Source organism: Microbacterium sp. Marseille-Q6965 (genome assembly GCF_946151065.1).
In the GTDB taxonomy this organism is placed as follows: Bacteria; Actinomycetota; Actinomycetes; order Actinomycetales; family Microbacteriaceae; genus Microbacterium.
The window spans coordinates 1-18,662 of sequence record NZ_CAMGZA010000004.1 but is presented as its reverse complement, the minus strand read 5'-3'; the positions used below and the strand labels follow the sequence as shown (position 1 = coordinate 18,662).

Below are 18,662 nucleotides of genomic sequence, written 5' to 3'. Positions count from 1 at the left end.
GGAGCGAGGGCCATTTCGGCCAGGCGATGCCGCTCTCGCGCATTTCTCGACGCCGTGTTATGTTCTCCGCGTGATCAAAGATGACCACCAGCCGTCATTACTGACGATGCACGGCGTCACCAAGTCCTTCGGGCCCGTGAAGGCCCTGCGCGGCGTCGACCTCGACGTGCGGGCCGGCGAGGTCCACTGCCTGCTCGGTCAGAACGGTGCCGGCAAGTCCACCCTCATCAAGACCCTCGCGGGCGTGTACCAGCCGGACGAGGGCGAGATCCGGTGGAACGGCGAGGCGGCGACCATCGCCACGCCGCAGGCCGCGATCGAGCTGGGCATCGCCACGATGTACCAGGAGCTCGACGTCGTCGACGACCTCACGATCGCCGAGAACATCTTCCTCGGGCACGAGCTGGCACGCGGCGGCTTCCTGCGCCGTGCCGACGCCGCACGCGAGACGCGCGCGCTGCTCGCCCGTCTCGGCCACTCGTCGCTCTCGCCGCACACCGAGGTGCGGGAGCTCAGCGCCGCCGAGAAGCAGATCGTGAGCATGGCCCGGGCCCTCTCGCACGACATCCGCCTCATCGTCATGGACGAGCCGTCGGCCGTGCTCGACGCCGGCGAGGTGCGCAACCTCTTCGGCGTCATCCGCGAACTCACCGCACAGGGGATCGCGGTCATCTACATCACGCACCGCCTCGAGGAGATCCGCCAGATCGGCGACCGGATCACCGTCCTCAAGGACGGAGCCAGCACCGCCAGCAGCCTCCCCGTCGCCGACACCCCCACCCCGGAGCTGATCCGGCACATGACGGGCCGCACGGTGGAGAACGTGTTCCCGCTCCGACCGCCCGTGCCGAGCGAGGCGCCGCCGCTGCTCGAGGTCGAGCGCCTGGGCCTCGACGGCGAGTTCGACGACGTGTCCTTCACGGTGCGGGCGGGGGAGGTCGTGGGGCTCGCCGGACTCGTCGGATCCGGCCGCTCGGAGATCCTCGAGACGATCTTCGGGGCACGCCGGGCCAGCCGGGGCACCGTCCGCGTCGCGGGCCGGGAGCTGCCGCGCGGGTCCGTGACGGCCGCCGTCGAGGCCGGGATGGGCCTGAGCCCCGAGGAGCGCAAGTCGCAAGGCCTCGTGCTGGACGAGCCCGTGTTCCGCAACATCACCCTGTCGTCGTTCGCGCGGGAATCGCGGGGCGGCTGGCTGCGCGAGGACCGCGAGCGGCAGATCGCGAGCGAGCAGATCACCGCCATGGAGCTGCGGCCGTCCGACCCCGACCTGCCCGCCCGCGCCCTCTCCGGCGGCAACCAGCAGAAGATCCTGCTGGCGCGCTGGCTGGTGCACGGCAGCCGGGTGCTGCTGCTCGACGAGCCCACCCGCGGCGTCGATGTGGGGGCGCGGGCCGAGATCTACGGACTCATCCGGGATCTCGCCGCCTCCGGCAACGCCATCGTCGTCGTCTCCAGCGAGATCGAGGAGGTCCTCGGTCTCGCCGACACCGTGCTCGTCGTCGGCGACGGGCGCGTCCTCACCACCGTGCCCGCCTCCGAGATCGACGAGCACGGCGTGCTCGATCTCGTCATGAAAGGAACCGCCGCGTGAGCGCGCAGACCACCACCGGCACTGCCGGGAACCGCACCGACGCCCCCCGCTCGGCCGAGCACGGACAGGCGCCGCTGGCCCGCCGCCTCTTCTCCGGCGCGATGGGCCGCAACCTCGGCCTCGTCCTGGCGCTGCTGGCGATCGTCGCCGTGGGTGCGGCGACCGCGTTCGGCAGCTTCATGACCTTCGACAACGCCCTCGTCATCCTGCGGCAGGCCTCGATCATCGGCGTCGTCAGCATCGGCATGACGTTCGTGATCATCGCCGGCGGCATCGACCTCTCCGTCGGCGCGGTCGTGGCGCTGGCGTCGGTCACCGCGACGATCGCCGCAGTGCAGGACGTCGTCGAGAACACCCACTGGATCGTGACGGTCGTGATCGCGCTGCTCGTGGGCCTCGGCGCCGGGCTCATCAACGGCATCGTCGTGGCCTACGGAAAGGTCGCCGCCTTCATGGCCACCCTGGCCATGCTCGTGGGGGCGCGCGGCCTGGCCGAGATCCTCGCGGGCAACCGGACGCTCGTCGTCTCCGACCGCGACTTCCTGCGCGCCATGAACGTCGACCTGCTCGGCGTGGATCTGCTCATCTGGATCTTCGTGATCGTCGCGGTGGGCGGCTGGCTGCTGCTGAACCGCACCACCTTCGGCCGCCGCACGGTCGCGATCGGCGGCAACCGCGAGGCCGCGAGGCTGGCGGGCATCCCGGTGAAGCGCCACACCGTGTGGCTGTACGCCCTCACGGGTGTGTGCGCCGGCATCGCGGCGCTGATGTACCTCGGTCGCACCACGGCCGGCACCTCGACGCACGGCACCCTCATGGAGCTCGATGCGATCGCCGCGGTCGTCGTGGGTGGCACGCTCCTCGCCGGCGGGCGGGGGACGATCACCGGCACCGTCTTCGGCGTGCTGATCTTCGCCACCCTCAGCAACGTGTTCGTGCAGAACAACATGTCGTCGTCGCTGCAGGCGGTCGCCAAGGGCGTGATCATCGTCGTCGCCGTGCTGCTGCAGCAGCGCTTCGCGGTGCGCAAGGGAGGGTGAGCGCGCGGGCTTCCGCCGGCCCGCGGGCATAGGATGATGCGGTTCCGTCGAAAGTGGCGGGACATCGAGACGGAACGAGAGTGACCATGGCGGACGCCGCGACAGGACGCGCCGACATCAGCGAGCTGTTCCAGCTGCTGCGCGACGGCACCCCGCGCACGCGGGCGGAGCTGGCGAAGTCCACGGGGCTGGCGCGCTCCACGGTCACCGGTCGGGTCGACGAGCTCATGCGCATGGGGCTGATCACGCCGGTGGGAGAGGGCGCGTCGACGGGCGGGCGGCCGCCGTCGCAGTTCGCCCTCAACCCGGGCGCGAAGGTCGTCGTCGCCGCCGATCTCGGCGCCTCGCACGCCACCGTCGCCGTCGCCGACCTGTCGGGTGAGTTGATCGAGGAGCGCTCCGAGCCGCTGCCGATCGACCGCGGGCCCGAGCAGGTGCTGACGTGGGTCGTCGACGGCACCGACGCCCTGCTGGAGAGCATCGGCCGGCGCCGCGCCGACGTCGCCGCGATCGGCATCGGCCTGCCCGGCCCGGTCGAACACTCCACCGGTCAGCCCGTGAACCCCCCGATCATGCCGGGATGGGATCGCTTCGACGTGCCGGGCTGGGTGCGCGAGCACCTCGACGTGCCGGTCCTCGTCGACAACGACGTCAACATCAGCGCTCTGGGCGAGCGCGCGCTGCGCTGGCCGGGCACCGACCACTTCCTGTTCGTCAAGGTGGCCACCGGCATCGGCGCGGGGATCATCTCGGACGGGCGGCTGCAGCGCGGCGCGCAGGGCACCGCGGGGGACATCGGGCATGTGCGGGTCGCGCGCGACGTGGACGTGCCGTGCCGCTGCGGCAACAGCGGCTGCCTCGAGGCGCTCGCCTCGGGGCCCGCGCTGGCCCGCACGCTGCGGGAGCGCGGCATCGAGGCCCGCACCGGCGGCGACGTCGTGCGCCTCGTGAAGGCCGGCAACCTCGAGGCCATTCAGGCCGTGCGCCAGGCCGGGCGCGACATCGGTGAGGTGTTGACGACGGCCGTGAGTCTCGTGAACCCGTCCGTCATCGCGATCGGGGGGTCCATGTCACGCGTGGGCGAGCACCTCATCGCGGGGGTGCGGGAGGTCGTCTACACCCGCTCGGCGCCGCTGGCGACCGAGCACCTCGCGATCGTGCAGTCGGCCGCCGCCGACCGGGCCGCCGTGCGCGGCGCCGCCATCCTCGCCGTCGAGCACGCGCTGTCGCCCGAGGGCCTCGCGCACGCCTTCGCGCCCGCGCGCGCCTAGGCGCCGGCGACGTCATGCCGCCGGCGCCCGGGGCGTCACGCGGTCTCCACCAGGTACGCGGCGTACGCCTTCGTCGTGAGGAACGGCGTGAACGTGCGGCTCAGCGCCACGTCGCGGAACACGCGTGCCGCGTCGTCGAAGCGATCGCCCTCGCGGCGCTCGAGTCCCCCGAGCACCTCGTCCACGATCGCCGACACGTGCTCCGCGGTGATCGGCGTGCCCTCGGCGGTGCGCTGATCCTGATGGATCCACTGCCAGATCTGGGAACGCGAGATCTCGGCGGTCGCGGCGTCCTCCATGAGGTTGTTGATGGCCACGGCACCCTGCCCGCGCAGCCAGGCCTCGATGTAGCGGATCGTCACCTCGACGTTCTCGCGCACGCCGCGATCGGTGATGGGCCGCCCGATGTGCAGCGACAGCAGATGGCGCTCGCGCACGTCGACGTCGTCGCGCTGGCGATCCAGCTGGTGCGGCCGGTCGCCGAGCACGGCGTCGAACTCGGCCTGCGCCACGGGGATGAGATCCGGGTGCGCCACCCACGTGCCGTCGAAGCCGTCCGCGGCCTCCCGCCGCTTGTCGGCGGCGACCCGCCGCAACGCGTCGGCGTTGGCCGCCGGATCGCGGCGATTGGGGATGAAGGCGCTCATGCCGCCGATGGCGTAGGCGCCCCGCCGATGGCAGGTCTTCACCAGCAGCTCGGTGTAGGCGCGCATGAACCCCACCGTCATCGTGACCTCGTTGCGGTCGGGCAGCACGAAGCGCGAGCCCCGGCCCCGATAGGTCTTGATGATCGAGAAGATGTAGTCCCACCGCCCGGCGTTCAGCCCCGCGCAGTGGTCGCGCAGCTCATAGAGGATCTCCTCCATCTGGAACGCGGCGGGCAGCGTCTCGATGAGCACCGTGGCCCTGACGGTGCCGTGCGCGATGCCGAGGAACTCCTCCGTGAACGTGAACACGTGATCCCACAGCCGCGCCTCCTCCGCCGACTCGATCTTCGGCAGATAGAAGTACGGCCCGCGGCCCTGCGCGATCAGCTCACGCGCGTTGTGGAACGCATAGAGCCCGAAGTCCACGAGCGAGCCGGACGCCGCCATCGTGCGCCCGTGTCGGTCGACGAAGTGCAGGTGGTGCTCCTCGAGGTGCCAGCCACGCGGGCGCATCACGATCGTGGGCGTGCGCTCCGCGGTGACGGCGTAACGCTTACCCTCGGGCGAGGTGTACTCGAGCCGGCCGCGGATCGCGTCGCGCAACGCCAGCTGGCCGCCGATGACGTTGGCCCACGTGGGGCTCGTGGCGTCCTCCTGGTCCGCGAGCCACACCCGGGCGCCCGAGTTGAGGGCGTTGATCGTCAGGCGCGGATCGGTCGGACCGGTGATCTCGACGCGCCGGTCCTCGAGCCCCGGTCCGGCGCCCGCCACCCGCCAGTCGGGGTTCTCGCGGATGCGGCGGGTGTCCTCGCGGAACCGCGGGTCGCGTCCCAGACCGACCTCGTACCCCTGACGCATGCGGTCGGCGAGCCGGTCGTAGCGCGCGCCGGCGAACAGTTCGTGCAGTTGGGCGAGGAAGGCGAGCGCCTCGGGCGTGAGGATCTCGGCGAAGCGCGGCCGCATCGGGCCGACCACGTTCATGGTGGGGTGGATGGCGCGGCGGGCGCGTTCCGCGTCGGGCGCGGGGGCGATGATCGTCATGATGTCTCCTGAAGGTCTGTAGCGTGCCGCTCGAGGCCCGAGCGGCACGGTCCTGCGGATCAGTGGAACTGCTCGGCCTCGGTGGAGCCGGCGAGGGCAAGGGTCGACGCATCGGGGTTGAGGGCGGTCGAGACCCGGTCGAAGTAACCGGTGCCGGCCTCGCGCTGGTGGCGCGTGGCGGTGTAGCCGTCGGCTTCGGCGGCGAACTCGGCGTTCTGCAGCTCGACGTAGGCCGTCATGGCGCTCTCGGCATAGCCGCGGGCGAGCTGGAACATCGAGTGGTTCAGGGCGTGGAAGCCGGCGAGGGTGATGAACTGGAAGCGGTACCCGAGCTCGGCCAGCTCCGCTTGGAAGGACGCGATCTGGCGCTCGTCCAACGCGGCCGACCAGTTGAAGCTCGGCGAGCAGTTGTAGGCGAGCATCTTGCCGGGGTGCTCGGCATGGATCGCCGCGGCGAACTCGCGGGCGAGCTCGATGTCGGGCGTGCCGGTCTCCACCCACAGCAGATCGGCATAGGGGGCATAGGCGAGGCCGCGCGAGATCACCGGTTCGATCCCGTTGCGCACGCGGTAGAAGCCCTCGCTCGTGCGCTCCCCCGTGACGAACGGGCGATCCCGTTCGTCGACGTCGCTCGTGAGCAGGTCGGCGGCGAGCGCATCGGTGCGCGCGATCTGGATCGTCGGGACCCCCGCGACGTCGGCGGCGAGGCGGGCGGCGTTGAGGGTGCGGATGTGCTGGCTCGTGGGCACGAGCACCTTGCCGCCGAGGTGACCGCACTTCTTCTCGCTGGCGAGCTGATCCTCCCAGTGGATGCCGGCGGTGCCGGATTGGATCATCGCGAGCGCGAGCTCATACGCGTTGAGGGAGCCGCCGAACCCGGCCTCGGCGTCGGCGACGATCGGCGCCAGCCAGTCGCGCGACACCGCGCCCTCGGCGAACTCGAGCTGATGTTGGCGCAGCAGCGCGTTGTTGATGCGCCGCACGACCGCCGGCACCGAGTTGGCCGGATACAGCGACTGGTCGGGGTAGGTCTGGCCGGCCAGGTTCGCGTCGGCGGCGACCTGCCAACCCGACAGGTAGATGGCCTTCAGGCCTGCCCGCACCTGCTGCACGGCCTGATTGCCGGTGAGGGCGCCGAGGGCGCGCACGTACTCCTCCTCGTGGAGGCGCCGCCACAACACCTCGGCGCCGCGTCGCGCCAAGGTCGCGTCCTCGCGGATCGCGCCGCGCAGACGGATGACGTCGTCGGCCGTGTAGGTGCGTCGGATGCCGTTCCAGCGGGGATTCGCGTCCCACTCCAGCTGGAGCTCCTCGGCCGTCTGGGTCTGGTCTCCCGGGAGGGCGGTGGTGGTCATGTCGGTCTCCTTCGTCCGGGCGGTGGGCACCGCGTGAGACCCACGATGTGTGAATTTCCACCGTTCTCGAACGCATTGATCCGCAGAAATTTGCCGCTTGTTCTGCGCGTGGGAATTGTGTGGCAGGATCTGCGCCATGGCCCTCGACGAAGAGACCGGCGCCGACGCGATCGCGATCGGCCGGCGCATCCGCGCGTTGCGGACCGAGCGCGGCATCCGACTGGCGGATCTCGCCGCGCGCGTGGGCCGAGCGCCCAGCCAGCTGTCGATGATCGAGAACGGGCGACGCGAGCTGCGGCTGTCGATGCTGCGGGCCATCGCCCGGGCGCTCGAGGTGCCGTCCGACGCCCTGCTGGCCCCCGATGAGCTCGACGAGCGCAGCCGCATGGAGGTGGCGCTGGAGCGGGAGCTGCGCTCCCCGCGCTTTCGGGCGTTGGGCATCGAACCGTTTCGCATTCCCAAGGGCATGCCTGACGAGGCCCTGCGCGCCATCCTGCGGCTGACACGGGAGATCGACCGGCTGAAGGACGAGCGCCAGGCCACGCCGGAGGAGGCGCGGCGGGCGAACAGCGAGCTGCGCGCCCTGATGCGCTCGCGAGACAACCACTTCCCCCACCTCGAGCGCACGGCGCGCGAGCTGCTCGAGGCGGTGGGACACCCGGGCGGTCCGTTGACGCAGCGCGCCGCCAGCGCCGTCGCGGCCCACCTCGGGTTCACGCTGCACTACGTGGCCGACCTGCCCTCATCCACCCGCAGCGTGCTGGATCTGAAGCATCGCCGGCTGTACCTGCCCAACCGCGTCTCCGGCGACCCGCGGGGCCCCATCCTGCAGGCGCTCGCCAGCCGCGTGCTGGGCCATGGGGAGCCCTCGAGCTACGGCGAGTTCCTGCACCAGCGCGTGGAGCAGAACTATCTCGCCGGGGCGCTGCTCATCCCCGAGGGGGGTGCCGTGCAAGCGCTGCGCGAGGCCAAGCAGCGCCGCGCGATCTCGATCGAGGACCTGCGCGACGCGTACTCCGTGTCGTACGAGACGGCCGCGCACCGCTTCAGCAACCTGGCGACGCGCCACCTCGACATCCCGGTGCACTTCCTCAAGGTGCACGAGTCGGGCACCATCACGAAGGCGTACGAGAACGACGACGTCAACTTCCCGACGGATCGGCTGGGCGCCATCGAGGGGCAACTGTGCTGCCGGCACTGGACGAGCCGGGTGATCTTCGACGTCGAGGACCACTTCAACCCGTACTACCAGTACACCGACACGGGAAACGGCACGTACTGGTGCACGGCCCGGGTGGAGCACTCCAGCCAAGGCGCGCACTCGGTGAGCGTGGGCGTGCGATTCGACGACACGAAGTGGTTCGCCGGCCGCGACACCCCCAACCGGCGCGTGTCGCGGCACGCCGTCGAGACCTGTTGCCGCCGTCCGCCCGAGGACCTGGCCGGCCGGTGGCGCGACGGCGCGTGGCCCAATGTGGCCACGCCGCGCACGCTCCTTGCCACGCTGCCGGCCGGCTCCTTCCCGGGCGTCGACACCACGGACGTCTACGAGTTCCTCGACGCCCACGCCCCGCACGACTAGCGGCCGTGCGGGCGGAGCCGCTCAGTCGCGGACGAAGAGGTAGCCGCGCTCCGGGTCGAAGCCGCCCACCTTCAGGCCGCGCGTGGAGAGCACACCCATCTCGCGGCGCACGCGCATGCGCCACTCGTGCGCCTCGCGCGGGTTCTCCTCGCGCATCCGCTCGACGTCGTCCGGGATCTCGAGGGTGGCCTCGATCTCGTCTTCCGCGGGCGGCTGCGCGAGGTCGGCCAGGGCCCACTTGACGTCGAGACGGTCGCTCTCGTCGCCGGCGTCGCCGCCGCCGAAGATGCCGTACTGATTCACGGCATACGCCGTGACGCGCGCGCCGAGCACGGTGAGGTAGAAGTGCGCGTTGCGGGCGATGAGCGGGTCGAACGTCCAGGTGATGTTGCCGACCTCGTGCGCCAGGGCCCACTGGCGCTGGTGCTCCTTGAGCTCGCGGCCCCAGCCCCGCCCGCGGAACTCCGGCAGCAGGGCCGTGATGTGCGAGTGCATGGAGCGCGAGCCCGGCGTGCCGAAGAACGCCACGGAGGCGCCGACCATGCGGCCGTCGTCGAAGTATCCGGTCACGTAGTTGCCCGACTGCTGCAGCGCGCGCATGGTGCCGGCGTCGATCACCCTCTCGGGGCCGCGGATGGCATCGAAGATGCCCTGCGCCTCCAGAATCAGCTCGACGGTGTCCAGGTCGCGGATCTCACGCATGTGTTCCAGCGTATGCCCCCGCGCCGCGTGCCTCGTGCGCAGCGCACCCGCACGCCCGGCGCATCAGAGGTGGCGCAGCTCGGCCTCGATCGCGCGCACGGCGTCGAGCAGGGCCGGCAGGATCTGCGCACGCAGGCGCTCCGTGGGCACGCGCGTGGTGCTCGTGGACACGTTCACGGCGGCCACCACGCGCCCGCCCCGGCCGCGTACCGGCGCGGCCACGGAGCGCACGCCCGCCTCGAGCTCGCCGTCGACGATGGCGTACCCGTCGGCCGCCGCCTCGTCGAGCGCCGCGGCGAGGGCGCCGGGATCGACCGGCTCTCCGGTCGCGGGCGAGGCCAGCGGATCGACGAGCACCGCCGCACGTTCGTGCGGTGCGAGCGCGGCCAGCAGCACGCGGCCCATGCTCGTGGCGTGCGCCGGGAACCGCGTGCCGATCGTGATGCCCACGCTCATGATGCGGCGGGTGGGCACGCGCGCCACGTACACGATGTCGGCCCCGTCGAGCACGGCCGCCGAGACGCTCTCGTCGACCTCGCGGGAGAGCCGCTCCAGGTGCGGTTGCGCCACCTCTGGCAGCGACAGCGCCGACAGATAGCGGAAGCCGAGCTCGAGCACGCGCGGCGTGAGGGCGAAGTCACGGCCGCTGACCCGCACGTAACCCAGGGTCTCGAGGGTGTGCAGGAACCGGCGGGCCGCGGCGCGCGTGACGTCCGCCCGTGCCGCGACCTCGCTGAGGGTGAGCGTCGGGTGCTCGGCGTCGAACGCGCGAATCACGGCAAGCCCGCGCGCGAACGACTGCACGAACTCGCGCGGATCGGGTTGGCTCATCAGGGCCATCCTCGCAGACCGCCCCTGCCGTCGATCAGCGCTCGAGCACCACGGCGAGGCCCTGGCCCACCCCGATGCACAGCGCCGCCACGGCGACCCCGCCACCGCGCTGCCGCAGGGCGTGCGCCGCGCGGGCGACGACGCGACCGCCCGATGCGCCGAGCGGGTGCCCGATCGCCAACGCGCCGCCGTGCGCATTGAGCTTCTCGGGGTCCAGCTCCGGCCACCCGGCGAGGCACGCCAGCACCTGGGACGCGAAGGCCTCGTTCAGCTCGACGACGTCGACGTCGGCCCACGTTTTACCGGCTCGACGCAGGGCCTTGTTCGCCGCCTCGATCGGCGCGATGGGGAAGTCGTCGGGGTCCACGCCGTGCCAGCCGCGCCCCGCGATCCGGGCGAGCGGCTCGGACTCGAGCGCGCCCTCCGCGCCGATGAGCACGGCGGAGGCGCCGTCGTTGATCGACGAGGAGTTGCCCGCCGTGACCGATCCGTCCGCGGCGAAGAGCGGCTTCAGCGCGGCGAGCTTCTCGACCGTCGAGCCGTCGCGGATGCCCTCGTCGCGGGTCAGCTCGGCCCCGGGCACCTGCACGATCTCGTCGGCGAACACGCCATCCGCCCACGCCTTCGCGGCCCGCTCGTGGCTGCGCACCGAGAACTCGTCCTGCGCCTCGCGCGTGATCCCCCACTCGCGGGCGATCTTCTCGGCCGACTCTCCGTTGGAGATCGTCCAGTGCGCCGGCAGCGCCTCGTTGACCATCCGCCAGCCGATCGCCGTGTTCCACAGCGTCTGATTGCCGACGGCGGGGAACGGCTTCGCCGACTTCTCCATCACCCACGGCGCGCGGCTCATCGACTCCACGCCACCGGCGAGGATGACGTCGGCGTCGCCGGCCTCGATCGCGCGCGATCCCTGGAACACCGCCTCGAGCGAGGAGGCGCAGAGCCGGTTGACGGTGACGCCCGTCACGGAGGTGGGGAAACCCGCCAGCAGCGCGCCGAATCGCGCCACGTTGCGGTTGTCCTCGCCGGCCTGGTTCGCGTCGCCGAAGATCACGTCGTCGACGCGCGCCGGGTCGAGGCCCGTGCGCTCGACCGCGGCCTTCATCACGACGGCGGCGAGGTCATCGGGTCGCACGCCCGAGAGGCCGCCGGCCGCGCGGCCGAACGGGGTGCGGACGGCGTCGTAGACGAAGCTCGCGGTCATCATGCCTCCTTGAGGTCGAGCCCGGTCAGCGACGCGAGCTCCTCGATGGTGTTGTCGCCGAACAGCTCGCGGACGCGGAAGCCGTCGGAAGTGACATCGAACACGGCGTGGTCGGTGTAGACCCGCGTGACGCAGCCCACACCGGTTAGCGGGTAGGTGCAGGCGCGGACGAGCTTCGACTCGCCCTGCTTGGTCAGCAGATCGGTCATCACGTACACCGACTTGGCGCCGATGGCGAGGTCCATCGCCCCACCGACGGCGGGGATCGCGTCCGCGCCGCCCGTGGACCAGTTGGCCAGGTCGCCGTTCTGCGCCACCTGGAACGCGCCGAGCACGCACACGTCGAGGTGGCCGCCGCGCATCATGGCGAACGAGTCGGCGTGATGGAAGTAGGCCGCGCCGGGCAGCGCGGTGACCGGCTGCTTGCCGGCGTTGATGAGATCGGGATCGACCCGCTCCTCGGGCGGCGCCTCTCCCATGCCGAGCAGCCCGTTCTCGGTGTGGAGGATGATCTCCTGGTCGGCGGGGAGATAGTTGGCCACGAGCGTCGGCGCCCCGATCCCGAGGTTCACATACGACCCCTCGGGGATGTCGGCGGCGATGCGCGCGGCGAGCTCCGTGCGATGGATGCGGGTGGTCACTTCGCGCCCTCCTTGGTTGCCTGCAGCGGTGCGCCCTCGATCGTGACGCCGCCGACGAACGCGCCCTCGTGCAGCCAGGGCCGCTCGCCGACCGCGACGACGCGGTCGACGAAGATGCCGGGCGTGACGACCGTCTCGGGGTCGATCGCGCCGAGCTCGACGATCTCGTCCACCTGCACGACGCTGGTCGTCGCGGCCGTCGCCATGATGGGCCCGAAGTTGCGGGCCGTCTCGCGATAGACCACGTTGCCCCAGCGGTCCGCCTTCAGGCCCGAGATCAGCGCGACGTCGGCCTTGATGGGGTACTCCAGCACGTACTCGCGGCCGTCGATCGTGCGCGTCTCCTTGCCCTCCGCGAGCCGCGTGCCGACGCCGGTGGGGGTGAAGAAGGCGCCGATTCCGGCACCCGCCGCGCGAATGCGCTCGGCGAGATTGCCCTGCGGCACGAGCTCCAGCTCGATCTCGCCCGCCCGGTACAGGCCGTCGAAGACCCACGAGTCGCTCTGCCGCGGGAAGGAGCAGATGATCTTGCGGACACGCTTGGTGGCCAGCAGCGCCGCCAGGCCCGTGTCGCCGTTGCCGGCGTTGTTGTTGACGATGGTGAGGTCACCGGCGCCCTGCGCGATCAGCGCGTCGATGAGCTCGACGGGCTGACCCGCGCGGCCGAAGCCGCCGATCATCACGGTGGCGCCGTCCTTGATCCCGGCCACGGCGTCTTCGACGCTCGCGACGGTCTTGTCGATCATCCGACCTCCTCGCTGAGACGGCGCCCGGCGCGCCGGCGGTGTTCGCAGTGCGAACGCACGTTCGCTATACGCCCATTCTACCGCCCCGGGCGCCGAGGCGCCACCGTGCGCTCAGCCGGGGAGCGGGACCGGCCCATCGGCCGGGCGGCGCTCAGCGAACGCGCCGGCCAACGCGGCGCGCGCCGCCCGGACCGCGGGCGAGGCGTGCGCCGAGGTGCGCGCGGAGGTGTAGATCTCCCGGTGCGGCGACCCGGGCAGCTCCACCAGACGCACGCGCGCATCCTCGTCGGCGATCGCGAGGTCGGGAATGAGGCCGACGGCGTGGCCCGCCTGGATCAGCCGAATGTGCGCGAGCAGGTCGGCCGCCGCGTACCGCACGTCCGGCTCGAAGCCGGCGGCTCGGCACTGCTGCACCGCCCATGCCCGTGCCGCCGTTCCCTCCGGCTCCATCACCCAGGCCGCGTCGCGAGCGTGCGCGAGGGAGGCCACCGCGCTCGCGGGCGACGCGGCGAGCCGGATGGGATCGACGCCCAGCAGCTCCCGGTCCAGGCCCGGCCGGTGCGGACGGGTGTGGCCGGGGTACTGCTCCGCGATCGCGAGGTCGTAGCCACGCGCCTCGACCTCGAACAACCCCGTCTCGGGCGGCACGACCGAGACCTCGACCCGCAGTCCGGGTCGCTCGGCGGCGAGGAGGTCGAGGGCGCGGGGGACGAGGGCGCGGGCGGCGGTCTGCAGCGCCGCGATCCGCACCGTGCCGACGCTGGGCGCGAGGGCGTCGAGATCGGCACGCACCTCCTCCTCGAGCGCGAGCACGCGCGCGGCGTGGGCGGCGACCACTTCGCCGTGCGCGGTCAGGCGCAGCCGCCGGCCGTCTGGCTGCAGCAGCGGCACCCCGACCTCCTTCTCCAGCTGCGCCAGCTGCTGCGACACTGTGGAGGCGCTGTAGCTCAGCGCCGCCGCCACCGCGGCGATCGTGCCCCGCAACTGCAGCTCGCGCAGCAGCTGCAGTCTCCGCGCGCTCCAGGCCTCCGTCATTGTTCGATGCTAGCGAAGGGTTCTCTTCGAAAACGGCCGCTTTTGCCGAACGATTCAGAGCCGCACACTGGTACGCGTTCCCCAGAGGAAGGCTTCCCATGACGATCGGCACGCCCGAGGCACCGCACACCACCCCGACCCCGCCCGGCGTCGACCGGGAGCTGGCCGAAGAGGCCGTCGCGCTGGTGCGCGCGTGGCTGGAGTCGGCCCGGAGCGAGAGGGTGGACGCGGCGGCGCGCAACCTCGCCGGCGTGCTGCGCGACCCGAACGGCCTGGCGTTCACCGTGGGGTTCGTCGACGGCGTGGTGCGACCCGAGGACACGCGCGTGGCGGCGCACAACCTCACACAGCTCGTGCCGCTCATCCCCTCCTTCCTGCCCGCCCCGCTGCGCGCGCTGATCCGCGCGGGTGCTCTGTTCGCGCCGCTGCTGCCCGGCGTCGTCGTCCCGGCCAGCCGTGCGGTGCTGCGCCGCATGGTGCGCCACCTCATCGTCGACGCCCGCGACGACAAGCTGGGGGCCGCGCTCGCGCGCATCCGCGGCGAGGGCATCCGCCTGAACGTGAACCTGCTGGGCGAGGCGATCCTGGGGCGCCGAGAGGCCGGGCGGCGCCTCGCCGGCACGCGCCGGCTGCTCGAGCGCCACGACGTCGACTACGTCTCGATCAAGGTGTCGTCCACCGTCGCCCCGCACAGCCCGTGGGCCTTCGACGAGGCCGTGCGCGACGCCGTCGAGGCCCTGCTGCCCCTGTACGAGGTCGCGCGCGAGCGCGGCACCTTCATCAACCTCGACATGGAGGAGTACAAGGACCTCGACCTGACGCTCGCCGTCTTCACCTCCATCCTGTCGCGCCCGGAAAACCTCGGCCTGGAGGCCGGCATCGTGCTGCAGGCCTACCTCCCCGACGCGCTGGGGGCCATGATCTGGTTGCAGGACTGGGCGGCCGATCGCGTCGCACGCGGCGGCGCGCCCATCAAGGTGCGCGTCGTGAAGGGCGCGAACCTGCCGATGGAGCAGGTCGACGCCGAGACGCACGGCTGGCCGCTGGCGACGTGGCACAGCAAGCAGCACACCGACGCCTCGTACAAGGCCGTGCTGGACTACGCGCTCACCGCCGAGCGCGTGCGGAACGTGCGCATCGGCGTGGCCGGCCACAATCTGTTCGACATCGCGCTCGCGTGGCTGCTGGCCCGCCGGCGCGGTGCCGACGGCGGTGTCGAGTTCGAGATGCTGCTCGGCATGGCCACCGCGCAGGCCGCCGTCGTACGCCGCGAGGTCGGCTCGCTGCTGCTGTACACCCCGGTCGTGCATCCCGACGAGTTCGACGTCGCGATCGCCTACCTCATCCGCCGGCTCGAGGAGGGCGCGAGCGCCGAGAACTTCATGTCGGCGGTGTTCGACCTCGACACCGATCCGGTGCTGTTCGCCCGCGAGCGTGACCGCTTCCTCGCCTCGATCGACCTGATGCCGGGCGAGGTACCGAGCCCGAACCGCGTGCAGGACCGGCGGGAGCCGCAGCCCCCCGCTCCGCGCGGCGGCTTCGCCAACGCGCCCGACACCGACCCGAGCCTGGCGGGGAACCGGCAGTGGGCCGCGGGCATCCGCGGCCGCATGGAGGGGTCGACACTCGGCCGCGACACCCTTGCGGCGCACACCGTGTCGGACGCCGACGCGCTCGACGCCGTCGTCGAGGGCGCCGCGGCGGCGGGCGCCGCGTGGCGCGCGCTCGGGGCGCGCGGTCGCGCCGAGATCCTGCACCGGGTGGGCGACGTGCTGGAGAGCCGCCGGGCCGAGCTTCTGGAGGTCATGGGGTCGGAGGCCGGGAAGGTCATCGAACAGGGCGACCCGGAGGTCTCCGAGGCCATCGACTTCGCGCACTACTACGCCGAGAGCGCCGAGCGTCTCGCCGATGTCGACGGAGCGGCGTTCGAGCCCGTGCGGCTCACGGTCGTCACGCCCCCGTGGAACTTCCCCGTCGCGATCCCGGCCGGGTCGGCCCTCGCGGCCCTCGCCGCCGGCTCGCCCGTGATCCTCAAGCCCGCGCCGAACGCCGGCCGCTGCGGCGCGGTGCTGGCCGAAGCGCTGTGGGAGGCCGGCGTGCCCCGCGACGTGCTGCGGCTCGTTCAGGTGGACGAGAGCGACCTGGGGTCTCGGCTCATCGCGCACGAGCGGGTGGAGCGGGTGATCCTGACGGGCGCGTACGAGACGGCCGAGCTGTTCCGTTCGCTGCGGCGCGACCTGCCGCTGCTGGCCGAGACGAGCGGCAAGAACGCCATCATCGTCACGCCGAGCGCCGACCTGGACCTGGCGGCCAGGGATGTGGCGTACTCGGCGTTCGGCCACGCGGGCCAGAAGTGCTCGGCGGCGTCGCTCGTCGTGCTCGTGGGGTCGGTCGCCAGGAGCGAGCGCTTCCGCCGCCAGCTGCTGGACGCCGTGGACGGCTACACGGTCGGCATGCCGTGGCAGGCCGAGGCGCGCGTGGGTCCGCTCATCGAGCCGGCCTCCGGCAAGCTGCTGCGCGCGCTCACACAGCTCGAGCCGGGTCAGTCGTGGCTGCGGGAGCCCGAGCGACGGGACGAGGAGGGCCGGCTGTGGCGCCCCGGCATCCGCGACGGCGTGCGCCCCGGCAGCGAGTTCCACCTCACGGAGTACTTCGGTCCCGTGCTGGGCATCATGACCGCCGAGACCCTGGACGAGGCGATCGAGATCGTCAACGCGGTCCCGTACGGGCTCACCTCGGGCCTGCACGCGCTCGACCCCGCCGAGATCGCGACGTGGCTGAAGCGGGTCGAGGCGGGCAACGCCTATGTCAACCGCGCCACCACCGGGGCGATCGTGCAGCGCCAGCCGTTCGGCGGCTGGAAGAAGTCGGCCATCGGCGCCGGCACGAAGGCCGGCGGCCCGAGCTACCTGTTCGGCCTCGGCACGTGGCGCGACGCCCCGGTGCGCGCCGGCGGCGCCGAGCTGGACCCCCCCGCGCGCCGGGCCGTCGCCGCGGTGGCGGAGGAGGGCGCCAGGGCGGGAGCCGACGCCGCATGGCTGTCGGCGGCGTTGCGCACCGACATGGCGGCGGTCGCCGAGGAGTTCGGCGTCGCCCGCGACGTGCAGGCCCTGCAGCTCGAGCAGAACGTGCTGCGCTACCTGCCCGTCCCCGTGACCGTGCGGATGGAGCGCGGGCGCGCCGCCGAGCTCGTGCGCGTGGTGGCGGCCGGCCTGCGTGCGGGGTCGGCCGTCACCGTCAGCGCGGCGGAGCAGCCACCGGCGGGCGTGCGCGCCTACCTCGCCGCCGCGGGCGTGGAGCTCGCGATCGAGAGGGACGAGGCGTGGGCGACACGCGCCGCCGCGCTGGCGTCGGCGGGCGGACGCATCCGACTCATCGGCGGCGCGGCGGCCGCGGTCTGCGAGGCCACCGGCGGCGCACCGCAGCTTGCCGTGTACGACGGGCCGGTCGTCTCGGCCGGGCGCGTGGAGATGCTGCCGTTCCTGCACGAGCAGGCCGTCTCGCTCACCGCGCACCGCTTCGGCAACCCGCGCCGGTACGAGGTGCCCGCGGTCCTTCCCCTCCCGTGAGTCGCCCCGGGCGCGCACGCCGAGGCGCGCCCGGCGGCGACGGCCCGGAGCGCGCCCAGCCGCGCCACCGTAGACTCGGGCCCGACTGACCCGATCGCCGCGGGGAGGGCGTGTGACGGCACGAGCATGGTTCGGGGTGTCGCGCCTCGCGGCCGCCGGCCTGTGCGCGGCTGCCCTGCTGCATCGCCTGCTGTGGGGCCTCGGCTCGCAGACGATCGCGGGCCAGAACTTCTTCGCCTACCTCACCATCCAGTCGAACATCGCCTTCACGGTGGTCGCGGCGGTCGGCGGCGTCATCGCGCTGCGCCGCGCGGAGGATCCGCGGTGGCTCACGGACGTGCGCACCGTCGTGCTGAGCTGGACGATCACGGCGGGCCTGGTGTTCGGCGTGCTCATGTGGCAGTCGAACCTGCGCGGCATCCCGATGTGGGTGCCGTGGTCGGACTACGTGCTGCACTTCGCACTGCCGGCGGTCACCGTGCTGGGGTGGATCGTGGGTCCCGGCCGTCCGCGCGCTCGCTGGCGGGTGGTGCCGTGGGTGCTCGCGTTCCCCGTCGCCTGGGGTCTCGTCACGATGTGGCGCGGCTCGCAGATCGGGTGGTACCCGTACTACTTCCTCGACCTGCGGCAGGTGAGCGGCTTCGCCGAGTTCGCCGGGACGTGCGCCTTCGCCCTCGCGGTGTTCGCGGGCGTGGCGAGCGGGCTGATCCTGCTCAGCCGCCGCGAGACCGCCCCGGCGGCGGCCCCCGTCAGGCGTCGGCGAAGGGGGTGAGCGAGTCGAGGGCGGCCTGCACGGCGTCGGCCTCGCTCAGCTCCGCGAACGCGCGCGCCGCCTCGCCGCCCACCAGCCCCACGAGGATCGGATCGCCCGTGAGCGGCGCGAGATTCACCCAGGTCCGCACCGCGGCCTCGTCGTCCACGAGCAGCCATACCGCCGCCTCCGCTGTCCAGAACGGCTCCTCGAAGCGCAGCCACAGCTGCTCGACGGCACCGCTGCCGAGGGCCGCGATGGCGCTGCGGTGACCCAGTGGCAGGGGCGGCTCGAACTCGATGGAGCCCCGCTGCAGCACGCCGACCGGCACGGTGAGGATGGCACGGTCCGCCGAGACGGCCTCCCCCGACCCCAGTCGCAGGCTCACGCCCGTCTCGTCGTACGACACGCCCAGCACGGTGGTCGACAGCGACACCGCCAGCCCGTCGAAGGCCTCGGCCGCCAGGAGCGCCGTGTCGCCGATCGCCGCCGCCCGCGGGCCGGGGGGCGCCCGGACCCCGCCGATGCGGGTGGCGAAGTCGACGCCCAGCCGCTCGGGCGCCACCTCGGGGGCACCGGCGTCCTGCCAGGCCTCCATCGCCGCGACCATCGCGAACTGCGAGGCCGGGTCCAGGCGCTTCGCCATGGGTCGGTCG

At 72.5% G+C, this 18,662-nt stretch carries 15 protein-coding genes and 1 pseudogene; 6 read left to right on the top strand and 10 right to left on the bottom strand.

Annotation, left to right across the window (positions count from 1 at the left end):
• The first annotated feature begins 106 nt into the window (after positions 1-106).
• From N8N77_RS10850 to N8N77_RS10840, 3 genes are all read left to right on the top strand, one after another.
• Positions 107-1,591, top strand: coding sequence for a sugar ABC transporter ATP-binding protein (locus N8N77_RS10850; protein ID WP_261167147.1), 1,485 nt, complete (start codon positions 107-109; stop codon positions 1,589-1,591).
• Positions 1,588-2,631, top strand: a complete 1,044-nt coding sequence (locus N8N77_RS10845) for an ABC transporter permease (protein ID WP_396652829.1) — start codon at positions 1,588-1,590, stop codon at positions 2,629-2,631. Before N8N77_RS10850 ends, N8N77_RS10845 begins: the two co-directional genes overlap by 4 nt.
• A gap of 86 nt (positions 2,632-2,717) precedes the next feature.
• On the top strand, positions 2,718-3,902 hold the full coding sequence (locus N8N77_RS10840) for an ROK family transcriptional regulator (RefSeq protein ID WP_261166884.1): 1,185 nt from the start codon (positions 2,718-2,720) through the stop codon (positions 3,900-3,902).
• Between the two features lie 35 nt (positions 3,903-3,937).
• Here the strand turns inward: N8N77_RS10840 and aceB are convergent, their stop codons facing one another.
• Together aceB and aceA are read right to left on the bottom strand one after the other, a co-directional pair.
• Positions 3,938-5,590 carry a malate synthase A gene (gene aceB, locus N8N77_RS10835; protein ID WP_261166883.1) on the bottom strand — a complete coding sequence of 551 codons (1,653 nt, stop codon included), beginning with the start codon at positions 5,588-5,590 and terminating at the stop codon, positions 3,938-3,940.
• A gap of 59 nt (positions 5,591-5,649) precedes the next feature.
• On the bottom strand, positions 5,650-6,945 hold the full coding sequence (aceA, locus tag N8N77_RS10830) for an isocitrate lyase (protein ID WP_261166882.1): 1,296 nt from the start codon (positions 6,943-6,945) through the stop codon (positions 5,650-5,652).
• A gap of 136 nt (positions 6,946-7,081) precedes the next feature.
• Between aceA and N8N77_RS10825 the strand changes: the two genes are divergently transcribed.
• A complete protein-coding gene (locus N8N77_RS10825; protein ID WP_261166881.1) occupies positions 7,082-8,527 on the top strand; it encodes a helix-turn-helix domain-containing protein in 1,446 nt (481 codons plus the stop codon).
• A gap of 21 nt (positions 8,528-8,548) precedes the next feature.
• Here N8N77_RS10825 and N8N77_RS10820 read toward each other — a convergent pair whose 3' ends face one another.
• The 6 genes from N8N77_RS10820 to N8N77_RS10795 all read right to left on the bottom strand — a co-directional run bounded on the left by N8N77_RS10820 (position 8,549) and on the right by N8N77_RS10795 (position 13,686).
• A complete protein-coding gene (locus N8N77_RS10820; protein WP_261166880.1) occupies positions 8,549-9,229 on the bottom strand; it encodes a GNAT family N-acetyltransferase in 681 nt (226 codons plus the stop codon).
• A 63-nt stretch (positions 9,230-9,292) separates the two neighbouring features.
• Positions 9,293-10,060 (bottom strand): IclR family transcriptional regulator C-terminal domain-containing protein, encoded by a 768-nt coding sequence (locus N8N77_RS10815; RefSeq protein WP_261166879.1) that lies wholly within the window; start codon positions 10,058-10,060, stop codon positions 9,293-9,295.
• Positions 10,061-10,094: 34 nt separating this feature from the next.
• Positions 10,095-11,264, bottom strand: a complete 1,170-nt coding sequence (locus N8N77_RS10810; RefSeq protein WP_261166878.1) for a thiolase family protein — start codon at positions 11,262-11,264, stop codon at positions 10,095-10,097.
• A complete protein-coding gene (locus N8N77_RS10805; protein WP_261166877.1) occupies positions 11,264-11,905 on the bottom strand; it encodes a 3-oxoacid CoA-transferase subunit B in 642 nt (213 codons plus the stop codon). The genes N8N77_RS10810 and N8N77_RS10805 overlap by 1 nt, the downstream gene beginning before the upstream one ends.
• Positions 11,902-12,651 (bottom strand): 3-oxoacid CoA-transferase subunit A, encoded by a 750-nt coding sequence (locus N8N77_RS10800; protein WP_261166876.1) that lies wholly within the window; start codon positions 12,649-12,651, stop codon positions 11,902-11,904. Before N8N77_RS10800 ends, N8N77_RS10805 begins: the two co-directional genes overlap by 4 nt.
• A gap of 111 nt (positions 12,652-12,762) precedes the next feature.
• Positions 12,763-13,686 carry a LysR family transcriptional regulator gene (locus N8N77_RS10795; protein ID WP_261166875.1) on the bottom strand — a complete coding sequence of 308 codons (924 nt, stop codon included), beginning with the start codon at positions 13,684-13,686 and terminating at the stop codon, positions 12,763-12,765.
• Positions 13,687-13,784: 98 nt separating this feature from the next.
• On the opposite strand from N8N77_RS10795, the gene N8N77_RS10790 reads away from it, so the two are divergent.
• Complete coding sequence (locus N8N77_RS10790) at positions 13,785-17,255, top strand: bifunctional proline dehydrogenase/L-glutamate gamma-semialdehyde dehydrogenase (protein WP_261166874.1); 3,471 nt, start codon at positions 13,785-13,787, stop codon at positions 17,253-17,255.
• Between the two features lie 112 nt (positions 17,256-17,367).
• Positions 17,368-18,027: a Pr6Pr family membrane protein gene (locus tag N8N77_RS10785; protein WP_261166873.1), complete on the top strand. Its 660-nt coding sequence runs from the start codon at positions 17,368-17,370 to the stop codon at positions 18,025-18,027.
• Here N8N77_RS10785 and N8N77_RS10780 read toward each other — a convergent pair.
• Together N8N77_RS10780 and N8N77_RS10775 are read right to left on the bottom strand one after the other, a co-directional pair.
• Positions 18,005-18,415: an FAD-dependent oxidoreductase gene (locus N8N77_RS10780; RefSeq protein ID WP_261167145.1), complete on the bottom strand. Its 411-nt coding sequence runs from the start codon at positions 18,413-18,415 to the stop codon at positions 18,005-18,007. The genes N8N77_RS10785 and N8N77_RS10780 overlap by 23 nt on opposite strands.
• 105 nt (positions 18,416-18,520) lie before the next feature.
• A pseudogene (locus tag N8N77_RS10775) lies at positions 18,521-18,662 on the bottom strand (beta-ketoacyl synthase N-terminal-like domain-containing protein); the annotation flags it as partial.

Bases quoted from the DNA above. Each gene is read 5' to 3' on its own strand.
- N8N77_RS10850 (WP_261167147.1), top strand. From the start codon at position 107: ATGCACGGCGTCACCAAGTCCTTCGGGCCCGTGAAGGCCCTGCGCGGC.
- N8N77_RS10840 (WP_261166884.1), top strand. From the start codon at position 2,718: ATGGCGGACGCCGCGACAGGACGCGCCGACATCAGCGAGCTGTTCCAG.
- aceB (WP_261166883.1), bottom strand. From the start codon at position 5,590: ATGACGATCATCGCCCCCGCGCCCGACGCGGAACGCGCCCGCCGCGCC.
- aceA (WP_261166882.1), bottom strand. From the start codon at position 6,945: ATGACCACCACCGCCCTCCCGGGAGACCAGACCCAGACGGCCGAGGAG.
- N8N77_RS10825 (WP_261166881.1), top strand. From the start codon at position 7,082: ATGGCCCTCGACGAAGAGACCGGCGCCGACGCGATCGCGATCGGCCGG.
- N8N77_RS10820 (WP_261166880.1), bottom strand. From the start codon at position 9,229: ATGCGTGAGATCCGCGACCTGGACACCGTCGAGCTGATTCTGGAGGCG.
- N8N77_RS10815 (WP_261166879.1), bottom strand. From the start codon at position 10,060: ATGAGCCAACCCGATCCGCGCGAGTTCGTGCAGTCGTTCGCGCGCGGG.
- N8N77_RS10810 (WP_261166878.1), bottom strand. From the start codon at position 11,264: ATGACCGCGAGCTTCGTCTACGACGCCGTCCGCACCCCGTTCGGCCGC.
- N8N77_RS10800 (WP_261166876.1), bottom strand. From the start codon at position 12,651: ATGATCGACAAGACCGTCGCGAGCGTCGAAGACGCCGTGGCCGGGATC.
- N8N77_RS10795 (WP_261166875.1), bottom strand. From the start codon at position 13,686: ATGACGGAGGCCTGGAGCGCGCGGAGACTGCAGCTGCTGCGCGAGCTG.
- N8N77_RS10790 (WP_261166874.1), top strand. From the start codon at position 13,785: ATGACGATCGGCACGCCCGAGGCACCGCACACCACCCCGACCCCGCCC.